This window comes from Collinsella sp. AM44-11 (genome assembly GCF_003467145.1).
In the GTDB taxonomy this organism is placed as follows: Bacteria; Actinomycetota; Coriobacteriia; order Coriobacteriales; family Coriobacteriaceae; genus Collinsella.
Genome location: NZ_QSFE01000022.1, coordinates 1 through 23,467 on the forward strand (window position 1 = coordinate 1; position 23,467 = coordinate 23,467).

Consider the following 23,467-nt stretch of genomic DNA (forward strand, 5'->3'; position numbering starts at 1 on the left):
ACCCTAAGAGCAAACCACCCTTTTTAAGGGTGGTTCTGATTACTGGGGTTAATCAAAATAGTTGCCCAGTACCTCCTAGTTGCACTGGTCGCATTATGGCGTCCATGGACGAGCAGTTATTTGGCATTACAATGCCTGGCCGTCCGTTGTTTACGAGCTGTTCGTTGGCTTGATTCTTGGTGACGTTCAACAGAGCGTTATCGTTGGTGCTGCCTTGGAGTCCATGCTCATGGGTGCCATCATGGTCGGCGCGGCGGTTCCTCCCGAGGTCTATACCTCCGGCGTGCTTGGCTGCGCGCTTGCCGTCATTACGGGTACAGGCACGGCAACTGCCGTCGCGCTCGCCCTTCCCGTCTCCGTCTTCCTTCTCTACTCCGTGATTAACTTTGCAACGCGTATCGTCGCAGCCCATCTGGGTTACGACTTGGGAACCAAGTTTTTACAGCAGTCCGAAGAGAACAACCTTATGTCTCGCATGACGCATGCTGCCGGTGTCCTCGGAATGACCGTTATCGGCGCCATGATTGCGGCACAGGTCTCACTGTCCACTGCTTTGACCTTTGACGTGGGTGGTTCGGAGATTGTCCTGCAGGATCTGTTCGATTCGATCTTCCCCGGTCTGCTGCCCTTGCTGGCAACCTTTGCCTGCGTCGCCCTGTACAAAAAGGGCGTCAAGACCATTTGGATCATCTTGGGCATCTTTGCGATCTGCATCATCGGAACGGGCTTGGGAGTGTTCGCGGCGGCGTAATGTTGACTGCTATGCTCGCGCGTTGGATAACTAACTGACCGTTTGAAAACGGGGCTCGGCGTCAGGCCGGCCCCGTTTTTTGTTTGAGGGATTTTCCGACCGTCCAATAATCCACGCTCATGCATCACTCACGCATCTCTCGTCTCTCATTCGTCACTAACACGAGAGATAGCTTAAAGACGAGAGATAATTACGAGAGATAGCCCAGCAGCAAAGAGACAAGCAACCATGGTATTGTCTCAATATCGATTGTTCCACCAGCAAAAACATGATTAAATGAAGCAGGTAGAGATATCTTATCTCTCATCTTTCACTCATATCTAATACGAGAGATAACAGAAAGACGAGAGATAATTACGAGAGATAACTGAGAGACGAGGGAAATCCGTCTGCAGCATTCTCCGCAGAACCGAGCGAAAGGACGTGCAGATGAACGAAAACGAACTGACCGGTCTGCTCGAGTCTTTAAGACGCATGGGCTCGGACGATCTTAACGTCGAGGTCAAGGAGAGCGCCACGACGCTTTCCCGCGACGTATGGGAAACGGTCAGCGCTTTCGCAAACACCGCCGGCGGCATCATCGTGCTCGGAGTGAGTGAGCGCGCGGGTTTTGTTCCAGTTGCAAACTTTGAGACCGAGAAAGTGCTCAACCAATTCGTGGCGGGCATGGGCGATGCCGGCGGTCGCGGAAAGCTGGCCAATCCGCCCAAATACACCATTGAGCGCGTGGAGCTCCAGGGCACCGTGGTTCTGGTCATCACGATTGAGGAGCTCGACCCGTCGAGCAAGCCTTGCTATGTCATAGAGCGGGGCGCTCAAGGTGGCAGCTACAAACGCATCGATGACAAAGATGTCCCGCTTTCGTCGACCGAGGTTTTGGCGCTGTCGTCATATGAACGGACGAGTCCTAGCGATCGCGATGCGGTGCCCGGCACGAGTGTGGGCGATCTCGACGAGTCGCTGGTCGACCGCACGATAGAGCGTGCCTATTCGTTGACGCCTCGAGCGATGCGCGGTGCGGCGGACAAGAAGACAAAGATGGAGCGTCTGAATTTCCTCGACTTCCAGGGCAATGTTACCAAGGCCGGCCTCCTTGCCGCGGGCGTTTACCCTCAGCAGTTCTATCCCAAGCTCTTCATTGATGTGGCTGTCCACGTGGGAACTCAAAAGGGAGCTGCGGGGCCACTAAGGTTTATGGACCGCACAGTCTGCGAGGGCACCCTAGGCGAGATGATTTCGGATGCCGTCGCAGCTGTTGCCAAAAACCTGCGCCGCATCTCGACCGTCCAAGGCGTCTCGCGTGTCGACTCGCTGGAGATTCCCGAGGAGGTTCTGCGCGAGGCAATCGCCAACGCCGTAATCCATCGAGAATACGGGGATCGGTTCTGTGGACAATCGATTGCCGTCGACGTCTTTGACGATCGTGTCGAGGTGACGAATCCTGGCGGCCTTTACGGGGGAAAGACTCGCGAGAACTTGTTTGACGGCAGCTCCCGATGCCGTAACGCGACGCTCGTGAAACTCATGTCGATTGTCCCGCTGCCGGATGGCGCAGGTTCGCCGGCTGAGGGCAATGGCTCGGGCATCCCGATGATGATCGATGCCATGCGCGCGCATGGTCTGGCCGAGCCTCTGTTCTGCCCGGGGTTCGATCGGTTCAAGGTAGTACTTTACCGTTCAAAGATCGAGCCGGTCGATCATGGCGGGGGCTTAATTGTGACGGCACTCAAACACTACGGCGAGCTGGGGACGCGTGAGCTGGCAGAACGTACGGGGCTTACAATTTCCCAGGTTAGGTCGCGCGTCAACGCGCTCATTGCTCAAGGCGAGCTTGAGCCCACGGCGCCGGCGACGAGCCGCAACCGCAAGTATCGACTGTCGGAGAGCGTGGAATAAATGCGTTAGTGGACGAGGCGACCCAATAATCGACCCTCAATTGGCGCCCACTAAGGTAAAGCGGTTGTTACTCAGTCGACGGTGACGCTAAAGACTCGGCTTACGCCGGCATGGCCCCGAACCCGTCCATCAAGAACAGCCTAAGAACCAGCTTGATGACAGTTCCCGGTTTGACTTCAGCCGTGCCAAAGACGCTGCGCTCGGCGAGCTCGCTGCAGTATGCGTAGATGTCGCGGATAAGGTCCGCGCCCGAAAGCGTAAACATGTAGCCTGCGTCCGAAAGCGCATTGGGCGCGGCGGGCAACTTGGCCATGTGGCAGAACGTTTGCAGGTCGGGCGCCATAACATTCTGGTAGTCGAGGTGGCCGCTGGCATCCTGTTCGGCAAGCTCCAATTGGCGCACAAAATCCAGCGCCGTCGCTAACACAAAGCTCGGCGTAGGCGCATTGACGTCCTGAGTGGTCGCCACAAGCCTGCCCGCCGCCTGCGTGACAAGCCAAGCGACCTCGCGCTGGCAACGCACGGCCTTGCGCGTAACCGGCTTGATGGACGAAGAAGAAACGCTCCCCTTAGGCGGATTCGAAGCAGCCATAAGACCCTCCCATGAACAATCCGGCCCAACAAGCCCGGATGAAACACGTGCTACATCAGTATACAGGGGAGTGGGGTAGCGGGGTACAAGCGCGCCAGCGGCAAACCGAGAGCATCAACAATGTGCCTCCGCTCTATTTGGACGATGGTACGTGGGTCATTAAGTACTCGGTTCAAGCGCCGGGTACCGTTGGTTTTCGAGACCAGAATTACAACCGTAAAATGCTCAACTGCATGGAATGTGACGTCCCAGTCGGAGTCATATTTGCAACCGAGGTGGGCTATAAGGTGCTCGGCCTTGCGTTTGTTGAGCGGTTCGAGCCCGAAAACGGATGGTTTGTTCTGCACGGTCCTGTTCATAAAGGCGGACCGGACCCTCGTTTTGCGCCCGACATGAGTTATCTGAAGCACATACCCGTCGATATTGAGTTTGCCGGACAGGGTGCGACCGACGATGAAATTTGGCTTTGGCGGTCTTTTACGATCGTGCTGTTTGATCGGATCGCGTGGCGATGCAATCTCGCACACGCCTGCCGGTGCATGCTCTTCCTGATTTGTATAGCGAGAGGGGAGCGAACGTGAGCTGGCGAGGCGATATTGCGATGGGGAAGTACGGAAAACTGCCGTGCGCCCTTATAGACAACAAAATGTTTCCGAGCGTAGAAGTTGATTGCGGGTCGTTTGTCGTCGCCTGTCCTTGCTGCGGCTCGCAAATACCGTGCCTCGACATTCGGTTCATCGATGCGTGCGACAGACTTAGCGACGAAGTGAGAAAACGGACAGGCGTTCATATGCCGGTGTATCAGGAGAAATGCCCTGTTTGTGGCCTCGATATCGTGTACGACGCCGGCGACGAGGGATAGGTGATGCGGAGGAGCTGGCTGTGAAGGCATCTCTGTCCCTATAAATAAATCCCCTCACCGAGCTGCCTGTGAAACTTGGCGTGATGGTCGCGTGCCCAGGTAAAGAGCGCCTGGTCAAAGTCGGTGCGTGTGGCCGGGACGCCGAAGACGCCGGCAACTTCGACGCGCACAAACTCCAGTGCCGGCAGTTTGTTGATGGCAGTGAGGGCAAACGGGGACGAGGGCTCCTCGAACAGATAGCGGCTGCCTTGCAGCGCGTCGCAACTGGTGCACGTGTTGCCGAGCGACGGGGCTTTGGAGGCTCGCGCGCCTACGGGCTTGTAGCCGCAGCGCTTAGAAAGATAGTCGCGGATCTCGCCCGGCACGCAGCCAAGAGCGGGAACAATGGCGAGCGCGTTGGCATTGGCCGTGTCGATGGTAATGTGCCCGGCTTCGTTGGGCGCGTGCGCGATGGCGATGCCCTTGTCGTCATCGATTCGATAGGGAATGCCGAAGGCCGCGACCGAGGTCTCTTTGTGACACTTCCAGCACTCGCGCTTGCCCAGTACTAGATATATATACGGCGCTGAGGGGTCGGATCGGTCAACACCGGGCAGCCACTCGGCAAAGGGCTCGGGGTTGACGCCGCTGGGTACATACCAGATCTTCTTGGTCCGGTCCCATTTGGCGCCCAGCGCCTTGGCTTCTTCTTTGTGCGAAAAGGGGACATCGAGCTCGGTGCGCATGGCGGCTCCTTGGTGCTGCAGGTGCGAGTGGCTCAAGGATACCGCAGGGCGCAGACATCGCGGCGTTTTGTTGAGAAGTTGCGGCGCGGACTGCTTGGTTACGCCGTTAGATAAATTGGCAAGTAGATGGTCGGCTTTTGACCAGTTGGGCGGTTGGAGCAGCTTGCGGCGCAGTTTTGTGCCTGGCTATTGTTGATGTTGGGGTATTGAATATATTTGGCTGCCATTCGTCAGGTGAATTGTTGTTACGTTGCGATGACGGTTGGAACTGCCAGCGGATTTAGCGACAAAAAACAAAACAGCCCAGAGGACATAGCCTCTGAGCTGCGAACATTTGGTGGGCGTTAGAAGATTTGAACTTCTGACCTCTTCCGTGTCAGGGAAGCGCTCTCCCCCTGAGCTAAACGCCCGATCAAGGGTGCGCAAGCGCGCAAGGGATAATATAACGGAGCCTGAACTCGGTGGCAAGAACATTTTTAAAAATCGCTTACATTGTGGAATTCGGGGGCTTTGTCATATCCATTTCAAAAGAGCCTGCTGCCGCGATTTGACTGTCGCATAATGCAAGGCCATTGCGGTATCGAGCTATGGAAAGACGTCTGCGGAATTGTCCTACCGATAAGCGGACAAGCCTCCAGCTGGTGCCTTCGCCGTGGTAAGGTAAGCCGAATTGTTTCCAGGCTGCTTCGAGGGAATGGAATGAGCAAAGAGCGTGTCGAGCAGGTCGAAGGCGCAGGGGCTTCGGTGCCGATGACCGATATATCGAACATTGATGTGCCCGAGGGCACCGATGAGCTCAGCCGTAGCACCCGCCGCGCTTGGCGCGAGCGCCTGAACAGCGCTTCGACGCGCAAGATGATCACGGGCGTCTTGGCTACGCTGGTGGGCGGTTCGTTTTGGGGCTTCTCGGGCACCAGCGCGAGCTTTCTGTTCGATACCTACCACGTCGACACCTTGTGGCTTATGAGCGTGCGTCAGATTCTCGCCGGTCTACTCTTTATGGCCGTGGTTGTTACGCGCGACCGCGAGCGCCTGATTAAGCTCTGGACCACACCCGCCGATCGCAAGCAGCTGCTGCTCTTTACCGCCTTTGGTCTGCTGTTCAACCAGTTTTGTTATCTTTCGGCCGTGCGCCTGACCAATGCCGGAACCGCGACGGTGCTCCAATGCCTGCAGCTCGTTATCATCATGGGCTACATCTGCGTGACCGATCGCCGCAGGCCGCGTACTCGCGAAGTCATCGGCATTGGCCTGGCTCTGGGTGGAACCTTTTTAATCGCCACCGGCGGCGACCCCACCAGCCTGAATATCTCGCCACTTGGCCTGGCAGCAGGTCTTATGTGTGCGGTCAGCGCCACGTGTATGGCGGTGATTCCCGCCAAGATCCTGCCCGAATACGGCAGCCCAATCGTCACGGGCTCGGCAATGCTCACGGCGGGCGTGGTCTCGTGCGTCTTCGTGCAGCCTTGGGCGCATATGCCGGCACTCGACGCTGCCGGCGTCGAGGCGCTCGCGGTGTTCGTGGTTATCGGCTCGTTTTTTGCTTACATGCTCTATATGCAGGGCGTTAAGGACATCGGCTCGGTGCGTGCGAGTCTCATCGGAACTGTGGAGCCGGTTTCGGCGACCATCACCAGCGCCGTTATGCTGGGCACGGTGTTTTTGCCGACCGACCTTATCGGCTTTGCCATGATCATCGTGATGATGTTCCTCACGGTGTAGCTGGCGCCGCCGCCAAGACGGAAAAGGTGTTGTGCCGCATTTTCGCCAATTGATGTCCGTGTCTGGAGTTTAGCTGTCGATGCCCAAAATGCCATAAACTAGTAACGTTATGGACTTTTTCATTGCGACTCAATTGCGAGGATTTCTTTATGGCTGGTAATCACTTTAAGGGCAGCGATAGCGGCCGTCCTGCAGTTCCGCCGCGTCCGAACGGGGCTGGTAAGGCCGGCACGCCGGGCGGCACTGGACAGGGCGGTTCCGGTAAGCGCGTGTCCCCGGGCGAGACGGCGATGTTTACCGCTCTGTACGAGCAGTCACAAAAGGCAAAAAAGACCGGCCGTGCAAGAGGGAATGTCTTTGCGGGCGGTGCAACCTCCACGTCGCAGCCGAGTGGGGCTCCTTCGGTACCCGCGAACAACGCAGGTGCTACCAACGCCGCGAATGCCGCCGGCAACGTTAATGCCGGCAAGGCCGCCAACAATACTCCCTCTGCCGGTGGCGCGGGGCTTACGGGTAACCTTGGCACGATCTATACCGGCGCCTCCGAGACTGGCACGTTTGCCCGCCTGGATGATAGCGGTGCCGAGTTTGCGGGCTCGGGTTCCAAGGAGGATTATTACGATTTTGGCTTGAACTACGGTAGCGACGCTTCGTCGAGTTCGACCTCTGACGGTCTGGTCCGTCATCGCCATCGCAAGGGCGAACGCAAAAAGCGTCACACCGGCGCCATTATTGCCGCTGTAGTCGCGGTGCTTCTCGTTGCGCTTGGCGCAAGCGGCTTTATGCTGCTTAACTCGGCAAAGACCGTAAAGAGTGAAGCGAAGGAGGCCGTCGAGATTGTCGGTGGCCTTAAGGACAAGGTCACGTCGGGCGATTTTTCGACGCTGCCTGACGACGCGAAGAAGATTGATGAGCTTTGCGACAGCATGAAGGCGGAGACCTCGAGCCCGCTGTGGACGGCGGCTTCGTTTATCCCGGTGTATGGCAGCGACATCAATGCGGCCCGCACCATGATCGACGCCCTGTCCGATGTCTCGAGCAATGCGCTGGTTCCCATGGCCGATAACCTTTCGCAGGCCACGCCCGGCAAGCTGTTTCAGGACGGCATGATTAACGTGTCCGCGCTGCAGGCCGTTGCCGATTCGCTTTCCGATAGCTCCAAGGTGTTCAAGAGCGCCAACGAGAAGATCCAGGGCATTGGCGATACTCATATTTCCCAGGTGACCGAGCTGGTCGATAAGGCCAAGGACGGCTTTGCCACCCTCAACGGCGCGGTTGACGCGGCGGAGAAGGTCGCCCCCGTCCTTCCCCAGATGCTCGGCGCCAACGGCCAGACGCGTAACTACCTTGTGTACGCCATGAACAACGTCGAGATTCGTGCCTGCGGCGGCTTTGGCGGTTCGCAGGGCCTGATTTCGGTCACCGACGGCCAGATGTCGATTGGCGAGTTTGTTCCCCGCATTGGACTCAGCGAGGATGAGGCAGTCGAGAGCGTCGACGAAGAGGATGAGGCGCTGTTCGGCAACCACAGTAACCTGTACAACTCGGGCAATACCTATTCGCCTGATTGGCCCCGCAACTCGCAGCGTGTCGCAGCCCTGTGGAAATCTCAATATGGCCAGGACGTTGACGGCGTCGTGGGTATCGACCCGGTGTTCCTGCAGTATCTGCTGGGCCTGGTCGGTAACGTGTCGCTGCCCGACGGAACGGTTGTCGACGGCACCAACGCCGCAAAGGTCCTCATGCACGATGTGTACTGGAACTATCCGGTCGAGGAGTCGGACGGCATCTTTGCATCCGTCGCCAGCGCTGCCTTCGACAAGATCCTTGGCGGTATCGGCGATGTCGATGTTACGAAGCTTGTCAGCGCCGTTGAGCGCGGTGCCGAAGAGGGCCGCCTGATCGCGTGGATGAAAAACGATGACGAGCAGAACGCTATCAAGGAGATGAACATCGACGCCTCGCTGCCCGATCCGGATGACCCGAGTGAAGATCCCGTTGCTGGTGTCTACTTTAACAACCTGAGCTTCTCCAAGCTCGACTGGTACCTGAATGCCGATACGCAGATTGGCCAGGGCATCAAGAACGGTGACGGCACATGCTCGTATCGCATCACCGTTACCCTGACGAACATCATGACGCAGGAGGAGGCCGGCAAGCTGCCCGACTACGTCGCGGCGAGCGCGCCCGATGCCGCGCGCGACGACGAGCGTCTGAATGTCTCGTTGTTTGCCCCGACGGGCGGCAACATTACTGATCTGACCGTCGAGGGCACCCAGTTTGGTCTTGGCGCCGCTACGTGGCATGGAATCCCCTTCTATTCGGGCACCGTTGACCTGCATGCTGGCGAGACGACGACGATCACATATACGCTGACCACGTCAGCCGAGGCGGGGGACAAGCCGCTTACGCTGCGTCAGACTCCTACATGCCAGGCGGCTCGCGACAGCGCGTCGGCGTAGGGTTTTTCTGGTAGCGCAGATAATCGAGTACCATTTTGGGGCGGACAGGCAATCTGTTCGCCCCTATTTTGTAAGGAGAGCGCATGAAGTACTTTGGCACCGACGGCTTTCGCGGTGAGGCTAACGTTGGGCTGACGGTAGAGCACGCTTATAAGATTGGCCGTTTTGTGGGCTGGTATTACGGCGCCAACCGCGAGCGCAAGGCGCGCGTCATCGTGGGTAAGGACACGCGTCGCTCGAGTTATATGTTTGAGGCGGCGCTGGTGAGCGGCTTGGTCGCGAGCGGCGCGGACGCCTATATGCTGCACGTGATCCCCACGCCGGGCGTAGCGCATCAGACCGTGGAAGGCTGCTTCGATTGCGGCATCATGATCAGCGCGAGCCACAACCCGTTTTGCGATAACGGCATTAAGCTCGTCAATAGCGACGGTTTTAAGATGGACGAGGACGTACTGGAGCTCATCGAGGACTACGTCGATGGCAAGAGCGAGGTGCCGCTGGCCACGGGCAACCACATCGGCGCCACGGTGGACTACATGCAGGGCCGCAACCGCTACATTGCCTCGCTCATCGCCAGCGCGAACTTTTCGCTGCAGGGCGTCAAGATCGGCATCGACTGCGCCAACGGCTCGGCGTCCTCGGTGGCCAAGCCGGTGTTCGACGCGCTGGGCGCCGACGTGCGCGTGATCAATGCCGCGCCTGATGGTTTTAACATCAACGTCGACTGCGGCTCCACGCATATGGAGCGTCTGCAGCGCCACGTGGTGGAGCAGGGCTTGGACGTGGGCTTTGCCTATGACGGCGATGCCGACCGCTGCCTGGCCGTGGACGAGCGCGGCCGCGTGGTCGATGGCGACCAGATCCTGTACGTGTGCGGCGTGTACCTGAACAAGCACGGTCGCCTTTCGGGCGGTACCGTGGTTCCGACGATTGCCAGCAACTTTGGCCTGATCAAGTCGTTGGAGCTTGCCGGCCTAAGTGCCGTGACCAGCGGTGTGGGCGACCGCCACGTGTATGCCAAGATGCGCGAGGGCGGTTACAGCCTGGGCGGCGAGCAGACGGGCCATACGATCTTTGGCGATATCGAGCGCACGGGCGACGGCATTATGACCTCGCTGCGCGTGATGGAAGTGATCCGCGCCGAGCGCGAGACGCTCTCGCAGCTCACGGCTCCGTGCAAGCTGCTACCGCAGGCGCAGGTGGCCGTGCGCGTGGCGGACAAGGACGCCGCGCTCGAGAACATGGGCGTGCAGAACGCCATCGCCGAGGCCGAGGCTGCGCTGGCAGGCGAGGGCCGCGTGCTCGTACGCAAGAGCGGAACCGAGTCGGTTATCCGCGTGCTGGCCGAGGCGCCCGACCAAGCATCCGCCGATGCCGCCATGAAGCGCATCGCCAACGCACTCGAGGCTCTGTAGTTACGCGGTTTTACCAAACCGCGTAACTGCTCGACGCTGCAAACGCCCCTAAGCGGCAATCTGACGTTCAATTTCAAGGGCGCGACCAGAAGGTCAGCGCCCTTTCATTTCACGTCACCTTGCTCGCTTAGGGTCGTTTTCGCTGACGTTGCCAAGACATTGGCGTCAACATAGTTGGCGTTGGCGATGGCGTGCTGGTCAATCCTTACAGCTCGTACAGTGTGGTGAACTTGTCCTGCAGGTAGCTGCAGTAGTAGCGGGCGTCAAAGGCCATGCCGCAGGCGCCCTTGATGAGTTCCGGCGCGTCTTTGGCGCGGCCCCACTGCCAAATGTGCTCGCCCAGCCAGGCGCGGACGGGCGCCAGATCGCCGCTCGCGCAGGCACCGGTAAGGTCGACGCCGTCGCGGCACATGGCCGGCACAAACATGGCATCGTAGGCGCTACCCAGCGCATACGTGGGGAAGTAGCCAAACGAACCGCCGCTCCAATGCGTATCCTGCAGGCAGCCGTGCGTGTCGTCGGGAACGGGAATGCCCAGGTACTCGTCCATAAAGCGGTTCCAAAGCGCGGGGATGTCCTTGGCCGCAGCCTCGCCGGCAAACAGCATACGCTCAATCTGGTAGCGCACCATAATATGCAGCGGATAGGTGAGCTCGTCGGCCTCGGTGCGGATCAACGACGGCTGTGCGATGTTCACGGCGCGGTAGAGCGTGTCTTCGTCGACGTCGCCGTAGACCTCGGGCGCGTGACGACGCAGCACCTCGAGCAGCGGGCCCATAAAGGCGCGGCTGCGACCCACGGTGTTCTCGAAAAAGCGGCTCTGGCTCTCGTGGATGCCCATGGAGGTGCCGCCCTCCAGGCAGGTGCGCGCGTAGGCGGGATTGACGCCCAGCTCGTACATGGTGTGCCCCGCCTCGTGGATGATGCTGTAGACGTTGGAGATGCAGTCGTCCTCGTAGATGTGCGTCGCGATGCGCGCATCACCCACGGCAAAGCCCTCGCTAAACGGATGCTCGGTAAAGGCAAGCGTGGTGTCGTCCAGGTCCAGGCCGACAAGCTTCATAAGGTCGAAGCTCATGGCGCGCTGGGCAGCCTCGGGCACGTGGGCGTGCAAAAAGTCGGCAGCCGGCTGCTGGCCGCGCTCGCCGATGGCGTGCACGAGCGGCACGACCGTGGCCTTGACCTCGTCGCAAAACGCGTCGAAGCTCTTGGCGGAAAGGCCGCGCTCGTACTGGTCGAGCCAAACGTCGTATGGATCGCGCTTGGGGTCCATGAGCTCGGCCTGATGCTTAAGTTGGGCGACGATTCTATCCACATAGGTCTCAAAGCTCGCCCAGTCGTTGGCTGCCTTGGCCTTGTGCCACACGGCGTCCGCCTCGCAGGTGAGCCTGGTCCAGGCCTCGGCTTCTTCGGTGGGGATGGCACTGGCCTCACGTTGATCGCGGCCGAGCACACGGATCTCGTCGAGCAGCTGAGGGTCGTCGATTTTGCCGCCGGCGACGGTCTCGCGCGCCAGCGAGCGCACGAGCTCAACGGACTTCTCGCTGGTCAGCAGCTTGTGATGCTCGCCGGCAAGCGTGCCCATGGCGTCGGCACGCGCTGCTGCGCCGTTGGCAGGAGCAATCGTCGCTCCATCGAACTCGGCAATCTTGAGCAGGTACTCGCGAGTCCACAGCTTGCCTTCGAGCTTGCGGAGCTTCTTGATGCTCTTGCCCGCCTTGGCCTTCTTATCGAGTTTCTTTCCCATACCTATATCCTTGATCTCGCAGGTCGAGCGCCACGGGTGGGCGCGCGGCCAGTTTGCACAGCTACCTGCCTTGTACCCAGCACGAACAAAACGGAACGCGGCGATACGCCCACACAATGTGGTATCCTGTAGCCCAATGCGTTGACGGAGAGGGTTTTGCCCGCCGCGTCGCCGGCAAGAGAGGGAAGGTCATGGGCTGCAAGCCTTCCTGCGGTGGCAAGGGCCAAGCGTTCACTCCCGAGCAGCGACCTCAACGGGCGCGCGGCTAGCGGCGGCGAAGCCCCAGTAGGGAAGCCGTGAGCCTCGCGATAAGGGGCGCAGAGTGGGCACGGCGGGCCAGACATCCGCCGGGTCAAACAAGGTGGTACCGCGGAATTCAACCGTCCTTGGGCAATGCACACGCCCGAGGACGGTTTTTTATTACCGAACCGGGCCGCGTTTTCACAACGCCAGACGGCGGCAGCCGCCTCGGCAAACGGAGAGCGCGAGAGACGAAAGGGAAGACATGAGTCTGATTGATGATCTGGTCAAACTCGAGGAAGAGGCCAAGGAGCTCGTCGCAGGCGCCGACGACGCAGCCAAGCTCGAGGCTGCGCGCGTTGAGCTGCTCGGCCGCAAGGGCCGCATCACCGGCCTGATGCGCATGATGGGCAAGCTCGCCCCCGAGGATCGTCCCGTGATGGGCAAGCGAGCCAACGAGATGCGCCAGCTGATTGAGGGCATGCTCGATGAGCGCAACACCGAGATGAAGGCCGCCGCCCTCAAGCGCGCACTGGAGCACGACGCCGTCGACATCACGCTGCCGGGCATCCGTCCGCAGATCGGCCACCAGCACCTGATCAAGCAGATCATCGAGGAGGCCGAGGACATCTTCTGCGGTATCGGCTACACCGTCGAGTCCGGCCCCATGGTCGACACCTCCTACTACAACTTCACCGCGCTCAACGCCCCCATGGATCACCCGAGCCGCTCGGCCCGCGATACCTTCTACGTGGTCGACAACAACCCCGGCAGCGTCGCGCACCCCGAGGCCCACGCCCACGGCGAGTCCGACGTGCTGCTGCGCACCCAGACCTCGGGCGTGCAGATCCACACCATGGAGTCGCAAAAGCCGCCCATCTACATGATCTGCCCGGGCACCGTCTATCGTCCCGACACGGCCGACGCCTGCCACCTGCCGCAGTTCAACCAGATCGAGGGCCTGGTCGTTGACGAGGGCATCACCTTTGGCGACCTGAAGGGCACGCTCGACTACTTTGTTAAGTGCATGTTTGGCGAGGATCGCAAGACGCGTTACCGCCCGCACTTCTTCCCCTTCACCGAGCCTAGCTGCGAGGTGGACGTGAGCTGCCACGTGTGCGGCGGCAAGGGCTGCAACTTCTGCAAGCACAGCGGCTGGATCGAGATCCTGGGCTGCGGCATGGTTGACCCCAACGTCCTGATCAACTGCGGCATCGACCCCGAGAAGTACACCGGCTTTGCCTTTGGTATTGGCGCCGAGCGCGTCGCGGCCCTGCGCTACGACCTGCCGGATCTGCGAACCCTGATGACGGGCGATATGCGCTTCTTGAACCAATTTTAAGTTGACCTGTCCCGGCGGCTTCCCGAGCCACCACACCTTGCCTTTCAATCGTCGGTTGCGTACCTAAGTACGCGGCCCTCCTCTTTCAAGGCAATCTGCGGCACCTCGGAAACCCGTCTCCGTAGCTGGAGTTTTCCGACTGTTTATTGCAGGCGTTACAGATGAAAGGAGACCAGTTAGATGCGCGTTTCTTACGACTGGCTCAAGACCATGATCGATATTCCGGAGGATCCCAAGACTCTTTCGGACGAATATATCCGTACCGGTACCGAGGTCGAGGCGATCGACACCGTGGGCGAGTCCTTCGACCACGTGGTGACCGCCAAGGTGCTCACCAAGACCCCTCACCCCGATAGCGACCACATGTATGTGTGCTCGGTCGACGTGGGTGACAAGAACCTCGACGCCGACGGCAACCCCGCTCCGCTGCAGATTGTCTGCGGCGCGCAGAACTTCGAGGCCGGCGACCATATCGTCACGGCCATGATTGGCGCTGTCCTGCCCGGCGACGTCAAGATCAAGAAGAGCAAGCTTCGCGGTGTCGTGTCCATGGGCATGAACTGCTCCGCGCGCGAGCTCGGCCTGGGCGGCGACCACTCCGGCATCATGATCCTGCCCGAGGACACGCCCTGCGGCATGCCGTTTGCCGAGTACGTGGGCTCGAGCGACACCGTGCTCGACTGCGAGATTACGCCCAACCGTCCCGACTGCCTGTCCATGATCGGCATGGCCCGCGAGACCGGCGCCATCTTCGACCGCGATTTCCACGTTGAGCTGCCCGCCATCAAGGCCGAGACCGGCCGCGCGACCGACGACGAGCTTTCCGTCGAGATCGCCGACGAGGGCCTGTGCGACCGCTATGTCGCCCGCATCGTGCGCAACGTGAAGGTCGGCCCGTCGCCCGACTGGATGGTCAAGCGCCTTAACGCCCTGGGCGTGCGCCCGCACAACAACATCGTCGACATCACCAACTATGTGATGATGCTCACCGGTCAGCCGCTGCACGCCTTTGATCTGGACACCTTTGCCGAGCGCGATGGTCACCGCCGCGTGGTGGTTCGCGCCGCCCAGCAGGATGAGAAGTTCACGACGCTCGACGGCGAGGAGCGCGTGCTCGACGCCGGCATGGGCCTCATCACCGACGGCGAGCGCCCCGTGGCGCTGGCCGGCGTTATGGGCGGCATGGATTCCGAGATCGAGGACGACACCGTCGACGTGATGGTCGAGAGCGCCTGCTTCAATGCCGGTCGCACCTCGCACACCAGCCGCGATCTGTCGCTGATCTCCGACGCCTCCATTCGCTTTGAGCGCCAGGTCGATGAGGCCGGCTGCGTGGATGTCGCCAACGTTACCTGCGCGCTCATCGAGGAGATTGCCGGCGGCGAGGTTGCTCCCGGTTATGTCGACGTTTTCCCCGCGCCCAAGACCATCGACAGCATTAAGCTGCGCCTGGCCCGCGTGCACGCCATCTGCGGTGCCGATATCGAGCCCAACTTTATCGAGCGTTCGCTCACCCGTCTGGGCTGCACCGTCGAGCGCGACGGCGAGGACTTTATGGTTACCCCGCCGAGCTTCCGTCCCGACCTGCCGCGCGAGATCGACCTGATCGAGGAGGTCCTGCGCCTATGGGGCATGGGCCGTGTGACGGCGACCATCCCGGCCGCTAAGAACCACATCGGCGGCCTGACCCGTGAGCAAAAGCTCACCCGCAAGGTCGGCGAGATCCTGCGCGCCTGCGGCCTTAATGAGACCACGACCTTTGGCTTTGCCGCCCCGGGCGACCTGGAGAAGATCGGCATGTCCACCGAAGGCCGCGGTTGCCCCGTGGTGCTCATGAACCCGCTGGTAGCCGAGCAGACCGAGATGCGCCGCTCGCTGTTGCCAGGCCTGCTGCAGTCCGTGGCCTACAACGAGGCGCACGGCACGCCCAACGTGCACCTGTACGAGGTCGGCAGCCTGTTCCACGGTCGCGAGAACGCCAGCCTGCCCAAGGAGACCAAGTCCGTCGCGGGTGTGCTCTCGGGCCAGTGGAGCGAGCAGTCTTGGAACATGAAGTACCGTAAACTGCGTTTCTTCTTTGGCAAGGGTATCGTCGAGGAGCTGCTCGCCCAGCTGCGCATCGAGAAGGTTCGCTTCCGTCCCGTCGAGGGCGAGGGCTATGCCTTTTTGCAGCCGGGTCGTGCGGCCGAGGTTCTGTCCGGCGGCACCGTGCTGGGTTGGGTCGGCGAGATCCACCCCGAGGCGCGCGAGGCCTGCGGCATCGACGAGGTTGTCGTTGCCTTTGAGCTTGACCTGGACAAGCTGATCAAGGGCGCCCGCAACCAGGAGAACTATCGCGAGTTCTCGCAGTACCCGGCTGTTGAGCACGATCTTGCCATTGTGGTCGACAACGCCGTGACTTGCGAGGACCTTGAGCGTCGCATCACCAGCGCCGGCGGCAAGCTGCTCGAGGGCGTGCGCCTGTTCGATGTCTACCGCGATCCGGTCCGCATCGGCAAGGGCAAGAAGTCCATGGCCTTCGCGCTCACGTATCGCTCGGACGACCACACGCTTACCAGCGAAGAGGTCGAGAAGGCGCACCAGAAGATCGTCACCAAGGTGTGCAAGGGCGTAAACGGCGAGGTCCGCGGCTAGGACCGCTTGCGTCTGTGACGAATGTATTACAAAACGGCGCACTGCTTTGTTGGCAGTGTGCCGTTTTGCTATGATACCCGGCGGCGTGTTACGAATCTAACAATACGTAACACTGGCAAGGTTATTCAGGCGGCGCTGCAATCCCATGCGCCGGCAACCGGGAGGCGTATATGCACATTCCAGACAACTACCTGTCCCCGCAGACCGATGCCGTCATGGCGGTGGCGATGGTTCCCGTTTGGGTTCACTGCATTAAGAAGGTGCGCGCCACGCTCGATCGCGAGCACATGGCCTTTCTGGGTATTTGCGCCGCATTCTCCTTCTTGCTCATGATGTTCAACGTGCCGCTGCCTGGCGGCACCACTGGTCACGCTGTTGGTGGCGCGCTCATCACGCTGCTGCTGGGCCCCGAGGCTGCTGCCATTGCAGTCTCGGTTGCACTCGCGCTGCAGGCGCTGCTGTTTGGCGACGGCGGCGTTCTGTCCTTTGGCGCCAACTGCTTTAACATGGCCTTTGTGCTGCCGTTTACCGCTGCTATCGTGTTCCGTGCGCTCAACAGCCGTCTGCACGACAAGAGCTGGGGCACCTCGGTTTCGGCCATCGTGAGCGGCTGGGTCGGCCTGTGCCTGGCGGCCCTGTGCGCGGCAATCGAGTTTGGTATTCAGCCGATGCTCTTCACCAACGCTTCGGGCGCCCCGCTGTACTGCCCCTTCCCGCTGTCGGTTTCCATTCCCGCTATGCTGATTCCGCACATGCTGGTTGCCGGTGTGGTTGAGGGCGTCGCGACGGCCGCTATCTACGGCTTTATCAAGAAGACGGCTCCTAGCTTCATCGTCGGTCCCGAGGCTGTCGATGGCTTGCTTTCTGCCGAGGGCGCAACCGCCAAGAAGACCTCGCTGGTTCCCACGCTTATCCTGGTCGCTGTACTCGTGGTTGCCACGCCACTGGGTCTTCTGGCCACCGGTGACGCCTGGGGCGAGTGGGATGCCGAGGGCGCAGCGACGGCAGTTCAGGAGGCTGGCGATGACAGCCTGCAGGCTTCGGTCGGCCTCGATGCCCCGACCTTTGCAGACACGCTGCCCACGGGCGATTATCTGCAGGCCTATTCCGAGGAGCAGGGTCTTGACTTTGCCGGCCAGGCCGCGATGTATATTCTTTCGGGCGTGATTGGCGTGGCGGTGCTCACTATCGCATTCCGCCTGGTCTCGCTGACGGTCAAGGAAAGCGGTGCTCATGGCAATAGCCGAGCTGCCTAGTTGGCTTGCGGCTGAGGAGCGATACGAGCCCGTGGGGGCTCGGCATCGTGTGATGCAAAAGAATGTCCTGCACCTGGCGAGCCTGCTTGAGCGGGTCCGCTTGGGTGGCGGGGCGCACAGGGGCGGGTCGGCCATCGACCGCGCCCTTTCTTTTGTTTCGGCGCCGGTGCGTCTGGTGGGGATGTTCGTCTGCGTTTTGTGCGTGTGTCTGACGCAGAGCCCGCTGTACCTCATGTTGATGGCGGCGATCGCGTTGGTGTTGGTCGCGGTGCGCCCCGCACGCGGGCTGCGCGCGACCTTTGTACCGGCGCTCGGCGCCACGGGGCTTGCGGTGGTTCTGGCACTGCCTGCCCTGCTGCTGGGCGCGTCTGCCACGGGCGCCATGCTCAAGATCTCGCTCAAGACGTTTATTAATGTGTCGCTGGTGCTGGGTGTTTCGTGGACCCTCACGTGGAGCCGCATGTCGGCGGCGCTCAAAATGCTACATCTGCCCGACGAGGTCATCTTTACCTTTGATATGGCGCTCAAGCATATCGAGGTGCTGGGACGCACGGCGCACGATCTGTGCGAATCGGTCATGCTGCGCAGCGTGGGTCGCGCGCCTGCGGGTTTTTCGCGTACCGACTCGCTGGCGGGTATCATGGGCATGACGTTTATCAAGGCGATGGAATGCAGCCGCGCGATGGACGAGGCCATGCTTTGCCGCGGCTTTGCCGGCGTGTATCCGGCGACTGCGCGGAGTGGTTTTAGCTGGTGTGATGCGGTTTACGCGGCCGTCGTGGTGCTGCTCGCCGTGTTGTGCGCGGTGCTATAACGCGGGCGGTCGAACCGTCGATATGAATAGGGAAGGGCGACGTTTTGGCAAATGATACAAATGGCGCGATGGGCGCGAGCGGCGCTGCTGGCACCGAGGCCAGGTCGCTCATCGAGTTTCGCGATGTGGTGTTTTCCTATGCGGGCCATACGGTGATCGACGGTGTTTCGCTGCAGGTGAACCGTGGAGAGCTCGTTGCCCTGCTTGGCCCCAATGGTTGCGGCAAGACGACGATCATGCGCCTTATCAACGGCCTTGAGCTCGCGGACACAGGGGCATATCTGTTTGACGGGCACGTGATCGATGCGGCATATCTCAAGGATTCCGCGACGGCCCAGCGGTTCCATCAGCGCGTGGGCTTTGTGTTCCAGAACGCCGATGCGCAGCTCTTTTGCGCCACGGTCGGCGAGGAGGTCGCGTTTGGCCCCGCCCAGATGGGACTTCCGACAGACGAGCTCGAGCGCCGCGTGCGCGATGCCATGGGGCTGTTCCAGGTTGCCGACCTTGTCGACGCATCTCCCTATCAGCTCTCGGGCGGGCAAAAGAAGCGCGTTGCGCTGGCTGCGGTGGTGTCGATGAACCCGGATATCTTGGTCCTCGACGAGCCTACCAATGGGCTCGACGAGGATTCATGCGACATCGTGGTCAACTTTCTACTGGCCTACGTCTCGGCGGGTAAGACGGTCTTGATGAGCACGCATCACCAGGATTTGGTGCGACGCCTGGGTGCCCGTGCAATCTATATCGATCGATATCACCATGTGGTTGAGGCGCCCGTGCCGTCGTATGGAACCGAAAGCGGTGCTACGGACTAGTTGCTGCGTAGAGCGTGCGTAGCCGCCCGCGCGGCTTTGCCGTGATGGTATAGTTATCCAGGTTTTTATGGGGGTGGCTATGCCAAGCTGGAACATTCATATCGCTCAGACGGAGCGTTTGCTGGAGCGCACCGGTGCGCTTGCCAATAGCGTGCGCGACCGCAATACCTTTTTGTTTGGCTGCGTGGTTCCGGACATTTTTGTGGGCTATATGGTTCCTGGCATCGCCGATCCCATCCCGTACCGCATTACACACTTTGCCAAGCCTGAGCCCATCCCTAAGCCTCGTGAGCATGAGTTCTGGGATACCTATGTGGCACCGTTGCTCAAGGAGGCGCCCACCGGTGCGCCGGCCGCGGCGATCTCGATTATCGAGGAACGCGAGCGACTGAACCGTGTACACTATCCCCAGCGCTACAAGAATGCCGAGCCGGTTGCCGGTCCCGGCGCCTGTGAGTTCTCGCTTGCGTCCGAAGATGTGGCGCAGTCGCTGCTCGATTTAACGCTGGGCGTCTGGTCGCATCTGGTGGCCGACACGGTATGGAACACGCGTGTGAACCAGTATCTGGAAGCACACGGCGGCAAGCCGTGCGAGGAGTTCCGCATTAAAAAGCAAGGCGACTTTGACTGGTTTGGCAAGACGCTGGGCATTGTTTCCATCCCGCGTGCGACCGATCGCCTGTATACCGCTGCGACGCGTTTTGGGCAGTATCCCATCCATAAGGAGTATGTGCTCAAGACCATCGGCGTCATGCACGAGATTGTACGCGAAAACCCCGGCCAGCCCGATCATCCGCCGTATCGCTTGCTAACTGAGGAGTTTTTCGATACAACGTTTACCGAGGTCATCGAGCTGACCGAGGCGGGATTTGCCGCCCGCGTCGCATCATCCGGTGTTCCTGCTCTGCCCCTGATCGCTAGCTGCTAGCTGGCCGGCTTGACGGTGAACAGTTCATCCCAATTGACCAACAGCTCCCGTCGCAGGGTTTCTGCGGCAGTGCGTTCCAGTTCGGATTTTTGAACGAAAGGGAGCCCCGCCTTTTTATGGATGAGTTCGGCGATGTTGTTAAAGCTCTTTGTGTCTTTGATTTGCTCATAGGTTATTTGGATAACGTCATAGCCCATGCTGGTGAGGGCGGTGGTTCGCTCGGCATCGGAGAGGCTCGCGGCTTCGCCATCGTGGGCGGAGCGGCCTTGGCATTCCAAAATGACGCCCATGCTGTTGGTGTTGCTCTCTATGAGGATATCGGCGTAGCAGCAGGTTTTGTCATACAGTGAGCGCGCGGCGTCGCTGAGTGGGATGCGCACGTTGTTTGCGATGTTGATGCCCATGCCGCCCTCGTTGCGGGGGAGCGAAACAAGCATGGAGGTCTGTACTTCGAAGGGCGAGGCGGTCTGCCCCGTCATGTGCTCGGTCGCCCAGCGCAGTTGTTTAACGCCGCGCAGGCCTGCGGCCTGCTTGGCAAACGCGGCGATATCCGCCGCGCTGAGGAGCGGTGGGCGCTTCCACAAGTTGGTGCCATTGCCGTTGACATCGTTAACTCGCTCCCAGCAGCAGTTGGGTGGAATGAGCTTAAGCGAAATAGCTTCATCAAGTTGTTGTTGCGTTCGCTCGCAGGGCTTAAACACTGCAAAGGAGCCGCACATCTCGTAGCAAGCCATGAGTAGCTGGTTGCGGGAGACCTGCGTAGCAAGGCTGAGCAGCGTGAACTCCGGTGAAGTGACATCAAACCCATGTTCAGTCTGCCTAAACGACCCAGGAGGCGGCTCTTGGGTCAGGAGGTGCGATTTAAACAGGCTTCGCGATCCGGATTGTGCCCGAGTGAATACAAGCCTGTGAAGCGGTGCGTGAAGCAGGTCTTTTACAACTGCATGACTTCCGAGGCTGCAACATCTGCGATCCATATTGCCAAGGCTAATGGCGGGGTAAAGGCCTAATACCTGCGGCGGGATACGGTAATAGTAAAAAGCGGATTGACCACATAGCGTCAGGTCCATGACGTCCTCCAGGTCGAAATGTGCTTTTGGACCGTGCGATGCCAGCGTCAATTCGGAAGTATGCGGCAAAATCTGAACCCTGTGAGCAGACCTGGCTTTTGAGCCTAGTTTATCAGGCATTTTGTTGTGAAAAAACAGGGTGTGCTCGGAGGTCTCGGAATTTGCCGCATACTTCCGAAAACGCGGTCGATCTGGCTCTTGCTAAAACGATTTAGCACCGTCGGTTAAGGTGTGGGTTTGCCACCGGTTGAACGCTTTTAAACTTGGGGTTATATTTTTTGGCCTCGAAGGGTGGATTTCGCGCTTTTGGTAAAGAAATGAGTGCGTGTCATGCTGTGCAGTGAGCACTGGCACAGAAAAAGGGCCCGGAAGGCAATGCCTTCCGGGCCCTTTGCAATGCAAATATGCTTGCAAGTACGACTTAGCGCACCTGAGCGACGTAAGCGACGTTGGTCGAGGAGACCTTGTCCTCGAGCTGGACGCTCATGCGGGGATCGCCGGCGGTAGCGACGGTCAGGTCGCCGGCCTCGACGTAGCCGAGCTCCTTAGCGGTCTCAATCGCCTTGACGATCGTGCCGTTGACGGTACCCTGGGTAATCTCGGCCTGGTGCGGGATAACGCCCCAGTACATGATCATCTGCTGGACGGCCCACTCGTGGCGGGAGAACGCGCAGATCGGCATGTTGGGACGGAAGTGCGAGATCAGGCGAGCGGTACGACCGGTGGTCGTCGGCACGGTGATGCACTTGGCGCCAACGGTGGTGGCCATGTTCACAGCGGACATACCCACAACGTTGTTGACGACGCGGGTGCCGTGAGCATCGGCCGGAACCTCGAGCGGAGCGTGGGCCGGGAGGTACTTCTCGGTCTCGAGAGCAATGCTGGCCTGCATCTTGACGGCCTCGACCGGGTACTTACCGGCAGCGGACTCGCCGGACAGCATGACGGCGTCGGTGCCGTCATAAATGGCGTTAGCAACGTCGGCAACCTCGGCGCGCGTCGGGCGCGGGTTCTGCTGCATGGAGTCGAGCATCTGCGTAGCGGTGATAACGGGCTTGTAGGCCGCGTTGCACTTGGCGATGATCTCCTTCTGGATGTGCGGAACGAGCTCGGGCTTGATCTCGATACCCAGGTCGCCACGGGCGACCATGATGCCGTCGGAAGCCTCGAGGATCTCGTCGAAGTTCTCGACGCCCAGGGCGCACTCGATCTTCGGGAAGATCGTCACGTGCTCGCCACCGTTCTCGCGGCAAAGCTTGCGGATGCCGCGGACGGACTCGCCGTCACGGATGAAGGAAGCGGCGATGTAGTCGATGTTCTCGGTCAGGCCAAAGAGGATGTCCTGACGATCGCGCTCGGTGATGGCGGGCAGCGAGATGTTGACGTTGGGCATGTTGACGCCCTTGCGCTCGCCGATCAGGCCGTCGTTCTTAACGACGCAGGTCATGTCCTGGCCGCTGACGGACTCGACCTCGAGGGCAACCAGGCCGTCATCGATCAGGATGAGGGAGCCCTTCTCGACCTCGGAAGGCAGAGCCAGGTAGTCGAGGGAGATGTGCTCAGCGGTGCCGTGGAAATCCTCGGACGTGGGCTGAGCGGTGACGACGATCTTATCGCCGGTCTTGACGGCAACCTTCTTGCCGTCGACCAGAAGGCCGGTGCGGACCTCGGGGCCCTTGGTGTCGAGCAGGATGCCGACAGGCAGACCGAGCTCCTTGGAAATACGGCGGACGCGCTCGATGCGACCGTGGTGCTCGTCGTAGGAGCCGTGCGAGAAGTTAAAACGGGCGACGTTCATGCCCGCCTTGATCATCTCGCGGATGGTCTCGTCGCTATCGCAGGCGGGACCCATGGTGCATACAATCTTAGTGCGCTTGTACATTCAGACCTCCATCTGACATCGTCTTGCGCTGATAGATAAACCATAAGAAATAAAACCGAGATGATTATAACGAAATGCCGACCGAATACCCCAAAAAATCGACCGTATGCCGAAATGGAAGTTCATTTTTTGCGGGAAAAACGGTATATGGAAAATCTTTACCAACCACTCCAACCGCTGCTATCTGGGCGATATGTCAGTTTGGCGATGTGCCGAAGAAAAAACGTTTTACCAATGTTGAGCATCACACGGTCTGCACCGTTGCGTGCGGACGGTTGATTTCCGATCTCAGCCGAACACATTGAGCAAATAGG

17 protein-coding genes and 1 tRNA gene are annotated in these 23,467 nt (G+C 60.0%); 12 read left to right on the forward strand and 6 right to left on the reverse strand.

Going from position 1 to position 23,467, the window contains the following annotated elements; translation table 11 throughout:
- Positions 1–169: 169 nt before the first annotated feature.
- Together DW943_RS09935 and DW943_RS09940 are read left to right on the forward strand one after the other, a co-directional pair.
- Positions 170–751: a PTS system mannose/fructose/sorbose family transporter subunit IID gene (locus DW943_RS09935; RefSeq protein ID WP_233543656.1), complete on the forward strand. Its 582-nt coding sequence runs from the start codon at positions 170–172 to the stop codon at positions 749–751.
- A 429-nt stretch (positions 752–1,180) separates the two neighbouring features.
- Entirely contained in the window at positions 1,181–2,647 is a 1,467-nt protein-coding gene (locus tag DW943_RS09940; protein ID WP_117862934.1) for an ATP-binding protein, read from the forward strand.
- Between the two features lie 100 nt (positions 2,648–2,747).
- Here DW943_RS09940 and DW943_RS09945 read toward each other — a convergent pair whose 3' ends face one another.
- Positions 2,748–3,239: a hypothetical protein gene (locus DW943_RS09945; RefSeq protein WP_117862935.1), complete on the reverse strand. Its 492-nt coding sequence runs from the start codon at positions 3,237–3,239 to the stop codon at positions 2,748–2,750.
- Positions 3,240–3,250: 11 nt separating this feature from the next.
- Here DW943_RS09945 and DW943_RS09950 point away from each other — a divergent pair, with 11 nt between their 5' ends.
- Positions 3,251–3,820, forward strand: coding sequence for a hypothetical protein (locus tag DW943_RS09950; protein ID WP_117797210.1), 570 nt, complete (start codon positions 3,251–3,253; stop codon positions 3,818–3,820).
- Between the two features lie 319 nt (positions 3,821–4,139).
- Here the strand turns inward: DW943_RS09950 and DW943_RS09960 are convergent, their stop codons facing one another.
- Positions 4,140–4,826 (reverse strand): DUF5710 domain-containing protein, encoded by a 687-nt coding sequence (locus tag DW943_RS09960; protein WP_117862936.1) that lies wholly within the window; start codon positions 4,824–4,826, stop codon positions 4,140–4,142.
- A gap of 335 nt (positions 4,827–5,161) precedes the next feature.
- Positions 5,162–5,236: transfer RNA gene (locus DW943_RS09965), tRNA-Val, on the reverse strand.
- Positions 5,237–5,525: 289 nt separating this feature from the next.
- On the opposite strand from DW943_RS09965, the gene DW943_RS09970 reads away from it, so the two are divergent.
- The 3 genes from DW943_RS09970 (at position 5,526) to glmM (ending at position 10,425) form a co-directional block, all read left to right on the forward strand.
- The gene (locus DW943_RS09970; RefSeq protein ID WP_199572888.1) at positions 5,526–6,548 is read left to right on the forward strand and encodes a DMT family transporter; all 1,023 of its coding nucleotides are present in this window, start codon (positions 5,526–5,528) and stop codon (positions 6,546–6,548) included.
- Positions 6,549–6,697: 149 nt separating this feature from the next.
- Complete coding sequence (locus DW943_RS09975; protein ID WP_117862937.1) at positions 6,698–9,010, forward strand: DUF4012 domain-containing protein; 2,313 nt, start codon at positions 6,698–6,700, stop codon at positions 9,008–9,010.
- 83 nt (positions 9,011–9,093) lie between these two features.
- Positions 9,094–10,425: a phosphoglucosamine mutase gene (gene glmM / locus DW943_RS09980; RefSeq protein WP_117637400.1), complete on the forward strand. Its 1,332-nt coding sequence runs from the start codon at positions 9,094–9,096 to the stop codon at positions 10,423–10,425.
- Between the two features lie 205 nt (positions 10,426–10,630).
- On the opposite strand, the gene DW943_RS09985 is transcribed toward glmM, so the two are convergent.
- The gene (locus DW943_RS09985; RefSeq protein WP_117862938.1) at positions 10,631–12,172 is read right to left on the reverse strand and encodes a carboxypeptidase M32; all 1,542 of its coding nucleotides are present in this window, start codon (positions 12,170–12,172) and stop codon (positions 10,631–10,633) included.
- A 505-nt stretch (positions 12,173–12,677) separates the two neighbouring features.
- Here DW943_RS09985 and pheS point away from each other — a divergent pair.
- The 6 genes from pheS (at position 12,678) to DW943_RS10015 (ending at position 20,201) form a co-directional block, all read left to right on the forward strand.
- The gene (gene pheS / locus DW943_RS09990; RefSeq protein ID WP_055250566.1) at positions 12,678–13,754 is read left to right on the forward strand and encodes a phenylalanine--tRNA ligase subunit alpha; all 1,077 of its coding nucleotides are present in this window, start codon (positions 12,678–12,680) and stop codon (positions 13,752–13,754) included.
- 180 nt (positions 13,755–13,934) lie between these two features.
- Positions 13,935–16,388 (forward strand): phenylalanine--tRNA ligase subunit beta, encoded by a 2,454-nt coding sequence (pheT, locus tag DW943_RS09995; RefSeq protein ID WP_117862939.1) that lies wholly within the window; start codon positions 13,935–13,937, stop codon positions 16,386–16,388.
- A 170-nt stretch (positions 16,389–16,558) separates the two neighbouring features.
- Positions 16,559–17,644 carry a cobalt transporter CbiM gene (gene cbiM, locus DW943_RS10000; RefSeq protein ID WP_117862940.1) on the forward strand — a complete coding sequence of 362 codons (1,086 nt, stop codon included), beginning with the start codon at positions 16,559–16,561 and terminating at the stop codon, positions 17,642–17,644.
- Positions 17,622–18,458: an energy-coupling factor transporter transmembrane protein EcfT gene (locus DW943_RS10005; protein WP_117862941.1), complete on the forward strand. Its 837-nt coding sequence runs from the start codon at positions 17,622–17,624 to the stop codon at positions 18,456–18,458. Before cbiM ends, DW943_RS10005 begins: the two co-directional genes overlap by 23 nt.
- 44 nt (positions 18,459–18,502) lie before the next feature.
- Positions 18,503–19,273 carry an energy-coupling factor ABC transporter ATP-binding protein gene (locus DW943_RS10010; RefSeq protein ID WP_147348659.1) on the forward strand — a complete coding sequence of 257 codons (771 nt, stop codon included), beginning with the start codon at positions 18,503–18,505 and terminating at the stop codon, positions 19,271–19,273.
- Positions 19,274–19,352: 79 nt separating this feature from the next.
- Positions 19,353–20,201, forward strand: a complete 849-nt coding sequence (locus DW943_RS10015; RefSeq protein WP_117862943.1) for a hypothetical protein — start codon at positions 19,353–19,355, stop codon at positions 20,199–20,201.
- Here DW943_RS10015 and DW943_RS10020 read toward each other — a convergent pair.
- On the reverse strand, positions 20,198–21,271 hold the full coding sequence (locus DW943_RS10020; protein WP_147348660.1) for a hypothetical protein: 1,074 nt from the start codon (positions 21,269–21,271) through the stop codon (positions 20,198–20,200). The genes DW943_RS10015 and DW943_RS10020 overlap by 4 nt on opposite strands.
- 421 nt (positions 21,272–21,692) lie before the next feature.
- Positions 21,693–23,153 carry a pyruvate kinase gene (pyk, locus tag DW943_RS10025; protein WP_117637393.1) on the reverse strand — a complete coding sequence of 487 codons (1,461 nt, stop codon included), beginning with the start codon at positions 23,151–23,153 and terminating at the stop codon, positions 21,693–21,695.
- Positions 23,154–23,467: the final 314 nt, after the last annotated feature.

Excerpts from the sequence above, each read along its gene's own strand:
- DW943_RS09940 (WP_117862934.1), top strand. The coding sequence starts at position 1,181 with ATGAACGAAAACGAACTGACCGGTCTGCTCGAGTCTTTAAGACGCATG.
- DW943_RS09945 (WP_117862935.1), bottom strand. The coding sequence starts at position 3,239 with ATGGCTGCTTCGAATCCGCCTAAGGGGAGCGTTTCTTCTTCGTCCATC.
- DW943_RS09950 (WP_117797210.1), top strand. The coding sequence starts at position 3,251 with ATGAACAATCCGGCCCAACAAGCCCGGATGAAACACGTGCTACATCAG.
- DW943_RS09960 (WP_117862936.1), bottom strand. The coding sequence starts at position 4,826 with ATGCGCACCGAGCTCGATGTCCCCTTTTCGCACAAAGAAGAAGCCAAG.
- DW943_RS09970 (WP_199572888.1), top strand. The coding sequence starts at position 5,526 with ATGAGCAAAGAGCGTGTCGAGCAGGTCGAAGGCGCAGGGGCTTCGGTG.
- DW943_RS09975 (WP_117862937.1), top strand. The coding sequence starts at position 6,698 with ATGGCTGGTAATCACTTTAAGGGCAGCGATAGCGGCCGTCCTGCAGTT.
- glmM (WP_117637400.1), top strand. The coding sequence starts at position 9,094 with ATGAAGTACTTTGGCACCGACGGCTTTCGCGGTGAGGCTAACGTTGGG.
- DW943_RS09985 (WP_117862938.1), bottom strand. The coding sequence starts at position 12,172 with ATGGGAAAGAAACTCGATAAGAAGGCCAAGGCGGGCAAGAGCATCAAG.
- pheS (WP_055250566.1), top strand. The coding sequence starts at position 12,678 with ATGAGTCTGATTGATGATCTGGTCAAACTCGAGGAAGAGGCCAAGGAG.
- pheT (WP_117862939.1), top strand. The coding sequence starts at position 13,935 with ATGCGCGTTTCTTACGACTGGCTCAAGACCATGATCGATATTCCGGAG.
- cbiM (WP_117862940.1), top strand. The coding sequence starts at position 16,559 with ATGCACATTCCAGACAACTACCTGTCCCCGCAGACCGATGCCGTCATG.
- DW943_RS10005 (WP_117862941.1), top strand. The coding sequence starts at position 17,622 with ATGGCAATAGCCGAGCTGCCTAGTTGGCTTGCGGCTGAGGAGCGATAC.
- DW943_RS10015 (WP_117862943.1), top strand. The coding sequence starts at position 19,353 with ATGCCAAGCTGGAACATTCATATCGCTCAGACGGAGCGTTTGCTGGAG.
- DW943_RS10020 (WP_147348660.1), bottom strand. The coding sequence starts at position 21,271 with ATGGACCTGACGCTATGTGGTCAATCCGCTTTTTACTATTACCGTATC.
- pyk (WP_117637393.1), bottom strand. The coding sequence starts at position 23,153 with ATGTACAAGCGCACTAAGATTGTATGCACCATGGGTCCCGCCTGCGAT.